Annotated in this window: 8 protein-coding genes; 5 read left to right on the forward strand and 3 right to left on the reverse strand. The window is 74.5% G+C overall.

The features are described 5' to 3' along the window. The coding region (locus DZG00_RS09985; RefSeq protein ID WP_147359966.1) for a hypothetical protein at positions 1-371 on the forward strand (371 nt) is incomplete at its 5' end. Positions 372-398: 27 nt separating this feature from the next. Beyond that, positions 399-1202 (forward strand): DNA-formamidopyrimidine glycosylase family protein, encoded by an 804-nt coding sequence (locus tag DZG00_RS09990; RefSeq protein WP_119382315.1) that lies wholly within the window; start codon positions 399-401, stop codon positions 1200-1202. A gap of 19 nt (positions 1203-1221) precedes the next feature. On the opposite strand, the gene DZG00_RS09995 is transcribed toward DZG00_RS09990, so the two are convergent. Then, positions 1222-2754, reverse strand: coding sequence for an amino acid permease (locus DZG00_RS09995; RefSeq protein ID WP_119382314.1), 1533 nt, complete (start codon positions 2752-2754; stop codon positions 1222-1224). A 254-nt stretch (positions 2755-3008) separates the two neighbouring features. On the opposite strand from DZG00_RS09995, the gene DZG00_RS10000 reads away from it, so the two are divergent. Then, positions 3009-3983 carry a sigma-70 family RNA polymerase sigma factor gene (locus DZG00_RS10000; protein ID WP_119382313.1) on the forward strand — a complete coding sequence of 325 codons (975 nt, stop codon included), beginning with the start codon at positions 3009-3011 and terminating at the stop codon, positions 3981-3983. A 63-nt stretch (positions 3984-4046) separates the two neighbouring features. Here the strand turns inward: DZG00_RS10000 and DZG00_RS10005 are convergent, their stop codons facing one another. Continuing rightward, the gene (locus DZG00_RS10005; RefSeq protein ID WP_119382312.1) at positions 4047-4625 is read right to left on the reverse strand and encodes an ANTAR domain-containing protein; all 579 of its coding nucleotides are present in this window, start codon (positions 4623-4625) and stop codon (positions 4047-4049) included. Between the two features lie 182 nt (positions 4626-4807). Next, positions 4808-5617, reverse strand: coding sequence for a hypothetical protein (locus DZG00_RS10010; RefSeq protein WP_119382311.1), 810 nt, complete (start codon positions 5615-5617; stop codon positions 4808-4810). 135 nt (positions 5618-5752) lie between these two features. On the opposite strand from DZG00_RS10010, the gene DZG00_RS10015 reads away from it, so the two are divergent. Together DZG00_RS10015 and DZG00_RS10020 are read left to right on the forward strand one after the other, a co-directional pair. Continuing rightward, a complete protein-coding gene (locus tag DZG00_RS10015; RefSeq protein ID WP_119382310.1) occupies positions 5753-5935 on the forward strand; it encodes a PspC domain-containing protein in 183 nt (60 codons plus the stop codon). A gap of 116 nt (positions 5936-6051) precedes the next feature. Further along, a partial coding sequence (locus DZG00_RS10020; protein WP_119455584.1) for an amidase family protein occupies positions 6052-7767 on the forward strand: 1716 nt, incomplete at its 3' end.

Genomic DNA, 7767 nt, shown 5'->3' on the forward strand with positions numbered 1-7767 from the left:
ACAGCGGTCCCGGGGATCCGGCCGAGGACGCCGTGGCGGCCGTCGCGGAGTCCGGCAGCGTCGACGCGCGCGGCGAGCGGCCCACGGGGCACCGGGCGGGCCGGAAGGCGGGCGCGCTCGTCGTGCTGGTCGACGGCGAGCTCGTGCTCTACGTGGAGCGCGGCGGCAAGACCGTGCTGCTCTTCGACGACGACGAGGCCGTCGTGCGCGCGGCGGCCGAGTCGCTCGGCGGGATCGTGCGGCGCGGCGGGGTCGCCAAGCTCGCGATCGAGAAGGTCAACGGCGCCTTCATCCTGGGCACGCCGCTCGGCACCGCGCTCCAGGAGCACGGCTTCTCGGCGACGCCGCGCGGGCTGCGGATGCGGTCGTGAGCGCCGCCGCGAGCACGGGATCCGCCCGTGCCTGAGGGCGACACCGTCTACCGCACCGCCGCGCACCTGCACGAGGCCATCGGCGGCCAGGTCCTCACGCGCAGCGACTTCCGCGTGCCGAAGTACGCGACGCTCGACCTCGCGGGGCGCGAGGTCGACGAGGTGGTGAGCGTCGGGAAGCACATCCTGCACCGCGTCGGCGACCTCACGATCCACAGCCACCTCAAGATGGAGGGCTCCTGGCACATCTACCAGCACGGCACCGCGTGGCGGCGGCCGGCGTTCGAGGCGCGCGTCGTGCTCGAGACGGCGGAGCGCGTCACGGTGGGGTTCTCGCTGGGAGTGCTCGAGGTGATCCCGCGCGACCAGGAGCACACGGTCGTCGGGCACCTCGGCCCCGACATCCTGGGCCCTGACTGGGGCGACGCGGCGGCCGAGGAGATCGTGCGGCGGATCTCCGCCCAGCCGGAGCGGCCCATCGGGCTGGCCCTGCTGGATCAGCGGAACGCGGCCGGCATCGGCAACGTGTACCGCGCCGAGCTCTGCTTCCTGCGCGGTGTGCTGCCCACGCGGCCCGTCGCCGAGGTGCCGGACCTCCCCGCGATGGTCGCGCTCGCCCGCCGCACCATGCGCGCCAACCGCGACCGCATCGAGCGCACCACCACGGGCGACCTCCGCCGCGGCCGCACCGACTGGGTCTACGGCCGCAAGGGCAAGCCGTGCCTGCGCTGCGGCACCCGGATCCTGCAGGGCCAGCTCGGAGATCCGGTGCGTCCGGGCATGGGCGCGCAGGACCGGGTCACCTACTGGTGCCCGCGCTGCCAGACCTGAGGCGCGGACACCAGCGGGATCAGTCCCGCGGCGTCGCCGCCGACGGCAGCTCGGGCGCGGGCTCGCCACCCGCGGCGATCCGCGCCTCCTCCTGGCCGAGCACCGAGTGGCGCCGGCCGTAGAGGAAGTAGACCGCGAAGCCGAGCGCGAGCCAGACGAGGAAGCGCACCCAGGTGAGGGTCGTGAGGTTGAGCATCAGCCACACGCAGAGCACGGCCGAGAGGATCGGCAGCCACGGCATGAGCGGCACGCGGAACGACGCGCGGATGTCCGGCCGCTTCTTCCGCAGCACGATCACGCCGATGCTCACGAGCACGAACGCGGACAGCGTGCCGATGTTGATCATCTCCTCGAGCACGCCCACGTCGGTGAACCCGGCGAGGGCCGCGACCACGACGCCCGCGATGATCTGCACCCGCACCGGCGTGCGGCGCTTGGCGCTCGTGCGGCTGAGCCCGCGCGGCAGCAGGCCGTCGCGGCTCATCGCGAAGACGACGCGGGCGAGGCCGAGCAGCAGCACCATGAGCACGGTGGTGAGGCCGAGCAGCGTGCCGATGGAGATGACCTGCGCCGCCCATCCGGCGCCCACCGCGGTGAACGCGGTCGTGAGCGACGGCTCGTCCGCGTCGGCCAGCACCGTGTACGGGACCATGCCGGTGAGCACGAGGGTCACGAGCACGTAGAGGACGGTGACGACCGCGAGGCCCGCGAAGATCCCGCGCGGCAGGGTGCGCTGCGGGTCCTTCACCTCCTCGGCGCTCGTGGCGACGACGTCGAAGCCGATGAACGCGAAGAACACGAGCGATGCGCCGGCGAGCAGGCCGTAGAGGCCGTACTGCGTGGGCTCCTGGCCGCTCGCCCAGGAGAAGAGGGACTGGGTCCAGACGTCGGCGGATCCGCCCTCGGTCGGGCGCTGCGGCGGGATGAACGGCGAGTAGTTCTCCGCCTTCACGTAGAAGGCGCCGACGACGATCACGAACAGCACGACCCCGACCTTGAGCACGGTGAAGACGCTCGAGACGCGGCTGGAGAGCTTGGTGCCGAGCACGAGCAGCACGGTGAAGATGGCGGTGATGAGCACGGCGCCCCAGCTGATCCCGAGCCCGAAGACCGTGATGGTGGAGGGGATGTCGAGGCCGGCCAGCTTGAGCGCCGACTCCAGGTAGATGCCCCAGTACTTCGCGATGACGGCCGCAGCCGTGAGCATCTCGAGGATGAGGTCCCAGCCGATGATCCACGCGAGCAGCTCGCCCATGGTCGCGTAGGTGAACGTGTAGGCGCTGCCCGCGACGGGCACTGCCGAGGCGAACTCGGCGTAGCACATGATCGCGAGGCCGCACGTGACGGCGGCGAGGACGAACGCGAGCGTCACCGACGGGCCCGCGTAGTTCCCGGCGGCCTTCGCGCCGACGGAGAAGATGCCCGCGCCGACCGCGACCGCGACGCCCATGAGCATGAGGTCCCAGGTGCCGAGGGAGCGGGTGAGGCTGCGTTCGCCTCCCGCGGCGTCGGCCAGCGACGACTCGATGCTCTTCGTGCGGAACAGGCTCATGGGGCGTCCGTTCGGTGGTGGCGGCTCGGGGAACGGGGATCGAGCCTACCGGCGGGCGGGCGGCGCCCCCGTCCGAGGGCGCTGCTCCGTCCTGGTGCGGATGCGCGGGGCCTCGACACGCCCGGCTCGCGGAGAAGCGGGAGAAGCGCCGAGGAGAAGTGATCGGAGGACCTAGGCAGGTACGAGGAGCAGTGCTTCTCTGGAGGAGCGGTCAAGCAGCGTGCCGCATCCGTCCCATCACCGGAGGGTCCTGAGTGACCGACACGCTGCGCTCGCGCGCCCTCGCCGCCGCACCTCCCGCCCCGCGTGGATCCTCTCCCGCGATCCCGCGGACGGCGCCCCTCCCCCGCGCGACGCCCCTCTCGCCCGACGTCGCGGCGGCCCGCGACGAGAAGCGCCGCGTGACGCACGACCGGTTCGTGCGCGCCGCCGCCGTGGCCGCGGATCCCGCGGGCGACGCCGAACGCCGCCGGCTGCACGACCAGATCGTGCTCGACCACCTCGAGCTCGCGGATCAGCTCGCCCGCCAGCACTCGGGCCGCGCCCACGACTGGAGCGACCTGCGCCAGGTCGGCTACCTCGGCCTCGTCAAGGCCGCCCGCCGCTACGACCCGGGCTTCGGCGCGCCCTTCGTGTCGTTCGCGATCCCCACCATCTCGGGCGAGATCAAGCGGCACCTGCGCGACAACGGCTGGGTCGTGCGGCCGCCGCGGCAGGTCCAGGAGCTGCGGCACGCGCTGCTCGCGGTCGCACCCGCGCTCACGCAGCGGCTCGGGCGCACGCCGACCGACGACGAGCTCGCCGCGCACACCGGGCACCTGCGCGAGGAGGTGCGGGAGGCGCTCGCCGCGCACTCGAGCCTCCGCCCCGCGTCCCTCGACTTCACGGTGCACGAGGACGAGGGCACCTCCCTCGCCGACACCATCGGCACCGACGACCCCGGCTACGCGCGCGCCGAGCGCACCGTGCTGCTGGACGCGGCGCGCGGGGTGCTCAGCGATCGCGACCGGCGGATCCTGCACCTGCGCTTCGTCGACGAGTGCAGCCAGTCGGAGATCGCGGCCGAGCTGGGCGTGACGCAGATGCAGGTCTCGCGGCTGCTCGCGCGGATCCTCGGGGCGTTGCGGGCGGAGCTGACCCGCGGCGACGCGGAGGCCCTGCCGGAGGTGGCGCCGCTGGCCGCCGTGTCGCCGATCCGACCGAGCCGGGTCGACCGCCGCACGGCATGAGAGCCGCTCGGCCTGACGCGGGCGGTCGCGGCGGCGCTCGTGGGCGGGTGCCTGCGGATCCGCTCAGACCTTCGGCAGCGCCCCCGTCTGCACGACCAGGCGCGCGACCTCGACGAGCTTCACGTTGCCGTCCTGCGAGTGGCGGCGGAGCACCTGGAACGCGCGGTCGGCGTCGAGGGAGAAGCGCTCCATCAGGATCCCCTGGGCCTGCCCGATGAGCGTGCGCGACTCCATGCCGCGCTCGAGGTCGTCGGTCGCGTCCCACGCGGCGAGCGCGACGCGCGCGTGCACGGCGATCTCGGCGGCCACGGCACGGTCGTGCGCGTCGAGGGGGCCGGTGGCGCGGTGCAGCGCGACGGCTCCCGCCGGGTGGCGCCGGGGATCGGATCCGTCGGCCAGGGGGATGCGCAGCACGTCGTCGGCGTCGGCGGGATCCGGCGTCTCGAGCAGCGCGCCGAGCACCGGCCCGCTGTCCCCCGCGAACACGACGCCGGCCGCGCGCGGCAGCACGACCGCGGCACCCGTCGCCGAGGTCGACCCGAGGAGGGCGGTGAGCAGCAGGCCGAGGCACGCGGTGCGGTCGCGCGCCGCGTGGAAGGCGGCGACGACGTCGGCGGGCAGCTCCGATCGGTGCTGGTCCATGGGCTCCTCCCGGTCCGGAGGGGCGTCGGCGGCGCGGAGCGGGATCGCCCGCGACCCGCGGCACCGCGAGCACACGCCGAGCCCCGGCTCGTCCGTTCGAGTATCGCACCATGGATTTGGGTGCAAAGCCTTCGTCGAGGACTCTCGGGGAGCCGTCGGGAATGTCCGCGCCGTGCGGGCCGTCAGGCCGCGACGGTCGTGCTGCGCCAGGCGGGCGAGTCGCCGCCGACCTGCCAGACGAGCGTGACCGCGTCCGGCGTCTCGTCATCATCCGTCCAGGCCGAGGTGTCGAGCTCGAGCAGGCGGCCGGATCCCGCGGCGGCGAGCGCGACGGGCACCTCGACGCCGTCGATCCACGCCCACGCCGTGTCCGGGTAGCCGACGAGCCCATCGCCGTCCGCGCCGTCCTCGGGAGCGGCGAACGCGACGGAGAGAGGTCGGGAGGTGTCGACGGCGGGCGCCGGGTCGGCGGACTCCTCGGGTCCGGCCGCCGGGTTCCGCCACTCGTACGGCGTCGCGCCGGTCGACGGGACGACGTGGTCGTCGAGCAGGAGACCCTGGTCGGTCTCGCGCACGATCCAGGCGTCTGCGAGGTCGCCGTCCACCGCGGACACCAGCGTGAACGCGCCCTCGGGCCCCTCCGCCGAGACGGGCTCGACGGCGCGCAGCCGCTCGGCCTCCTCGGGCGAGACGGTCCCGGCACCGCCGAAGGACGCGACGTACGACTCGCGGGATCCCGCCGACGCCTGCGCCTCCGGCGTGAGCATCGCCCACGCGGCGTCGGCGTCGCGGGCCGCGACGGCATCGAGGTACGCGGCGACGAGCGCGGTCTCGGCGGTGTCGGCCTCGGCGGCGGACCCCGACGCCGGCGACGTCTCGACGGACGAGGGCACCGGCAGCGGGACGGGCGGGGCCTCATCCGGGCCGGTGCACGACGTCAGGACGACCGCGGACGAGGCGATCAGGACCAGGGGCAGGGTTCGGATCCGCATCCCCCGACGCTAATTCCGGCGCACGAGGGAATGCGCGCTTTCCCACGGGCTGCCCAGGTCGCGCGGTGGCATGTGGGCGGCAGCGCGGGGGCGCCAGCCCGGCGGCGACGCATCCGCGCCTGGCATGCTCGATGCATGGCCACCCTCATCCGTCCCCGTCGCGGGAAGATCATCGCCGGCGTCTGCGCCGCCCTCGCCGACCGCTTCGGCATCAGCCGCTTCCTCGTCCGCCTGCTGTTCGTGATCTCCATCGTGCTGCCGGGCCCGCAGGTGCTGCTGTACCTGATCCTCTGGATCGTCTTCCCCAAGCAGCGCTGACCCGGCCCGGGTCGCCGGCCGCCTGACGACCCGGGATCGTCCCGCGCCGGAAACGCCCCCGCAACACCCGGTTCCCAGACTGGGGAGACGCCTCTCCCCCGTCTGGATGGATCCGCATGCCCGCTCGTCGACGCGCCCGCGCAGGGATCCGCGTCGGCGGTCGCGCCCTCGCGGCGGCCGCGCTCGCGGTCGGCCTCGCGGCGGGCGGCGGGATCGCGGCGGACCCGGCACGCGCATCCGCCGACGCCGCCACGGATGCCGCGACCGCCCCCGCGGTCGTCGACCTGGGCGTCGCGGACGCGGTCGCGCTCCTCGACGCCGGATCCACCACCTCCGTCGACCTGACCCGCGCCTACCTCGCGCGCATCGACGCGTACGACGACCGGGGCCCCGACGGACCCGGCCTCCAGGCCGTCATCACGACGAACCCGGACGCGCTCGCGACGGCAGCCGAGCTCGACGCGGAGCGCGCGGCCGGCACCATCCGGGGTCCGCTGCACGGCGTCCCCATCGTCGTGAAGGACAACCACGCCACGGCCGACATGCCCACCACGGCCGGCAGCGCGGCGCTCCGCGACTACCGCACGACGGCCGACTCCACCGCTGTAGCGCGGCTGCGGGCGGCCGGCGCGATCATCCTCGCGAAGACGAACATGTCCGAGTTCGCGTGGCACGGGACCTACACGCTGAGCTCCGCCCGCGGCCGCACGGCGAACCCGTACGACCGGTCGTGGAGCGCGAGCGGATCCAGCGGCGGCACTGCGGCGGCGGTCGCGGCCGCGTACGCGCCGGCGGGCCTCGGCACCGACTCGTGCGGATCCATCCTCGGGCCGGCCGCGCACCAGGGGCTCGTGGGGTTCCGGCCGACGATGGGCCTGACGAGCACCGCCGGGATCGTGCCGCTCTCGCCCCGGCAGGACGTCTCGGGACCCATGACCACGACGGTCGCCGACGCGGCGCTCCTCACCGAGGTGCTCGCGGGGCGCGACCCGGCGGATCCGCTCACCGAGATCGCCGACCAGCAGGCCACCGACGCGTACGTCTCCGGGCTGTCGACCACGGCGCTCGCCGGGAAGCGCATCGGCTGGGTGCGCTGGGACATCCCGGAGGCTCCCGAGAAGCCGGGCCTCGCCGAGACGTCCGCCCTCATGGAGCAGGCCGTGCGCGACCTCCAGGCCCAGGGCGCCGAGGTCGTGGAGGTGCCGCTGACGAAGGAGTTCGTGGAGCAGACGCTGCAGAGCGGCGGCTGGCGGGACATGCGCCCGGCCATCGACCGCTTCCTCCGGGAGACGCCCGCGACCTGGCCGGCGCGCGTCGCGGCCCGCACGGCGCCCGCCGACGTGCTCTCCTTCGCGGACGTGATGGCCGACCGGCCGAGCGCCCTCACCGACAGCGACATCGCGTACTTCCTCAGCCACGAGGACGTCCCGAACCCCGAGTACGAGCGGTCGATCGCCGAGCAGGACGCGGGCAAGGCGGCGATGGACGCGTTCTTCGTCGAGCAGGGGATCGACGCGCTCGCGATGCCGACGAGCGCCACCAGCGCGACGCCGGACTGGGCGGGCACCACGTTCTGCGACGTCGGCGCGAACACGGGGATCCCCACGATCTCCGTCCCCGCCGGATCCACGTCCACGGGCGCGCAGGTCGGCCTCGAGCTCGCGGCGCCCCGCAGCCGCGACGGCGACCTGCTGGCGATGGCCTACGCGTACGAGCAGGCGACCAGGCACCGCGTCGCGCCCGGGACGACGCCGGAGCTCGCGACCGTCGCGGACCCGGCGGACGCCGCGGACGCCGCGGACGCAGACGCTGCCGCCGCCGAGCCGGCCGCA

The organism is Clavibacter lycopersici, from assembly GCF_003576405.1.
GTDB lineage: Bacteria > Actinomycetota > Actinomycetes > Actinomycetales > Microbacteriaceae > Clavibacter > Clavibacter lycopersici.

Coding starts and splice junctions, on each gene's coding strand:
- DZG00_RS09995 (WP_119382314.1), bottom strand. CDS start 2,754: ATGAGCCTGTTCCGCACGAAGAGCATCGAGTCGTCGCTGGCCGACGCC.
- DZG00_RS10005 (WP_119382312.1), bottom strand. CDS start 4,625: ATGGACCAGCACCGATCGGAGCTGCCCGCCGACGTCGTCGCCGCCTTC.
- DZG00_RS10010 (WP_119382311.1), bottom strand. CDS start 5,617: ATGCGGATCCGAACCCTGCCCCTGGTCCTGATCGCCTCGTCCGCGGTC.
- DZG00_RS10015 (WP_119382310.1), top strand. CDS start 5,753: ATGGCCACCCTCATCCGTCCCCGTCGCGGGAAGATCATCGCCGGCGTC.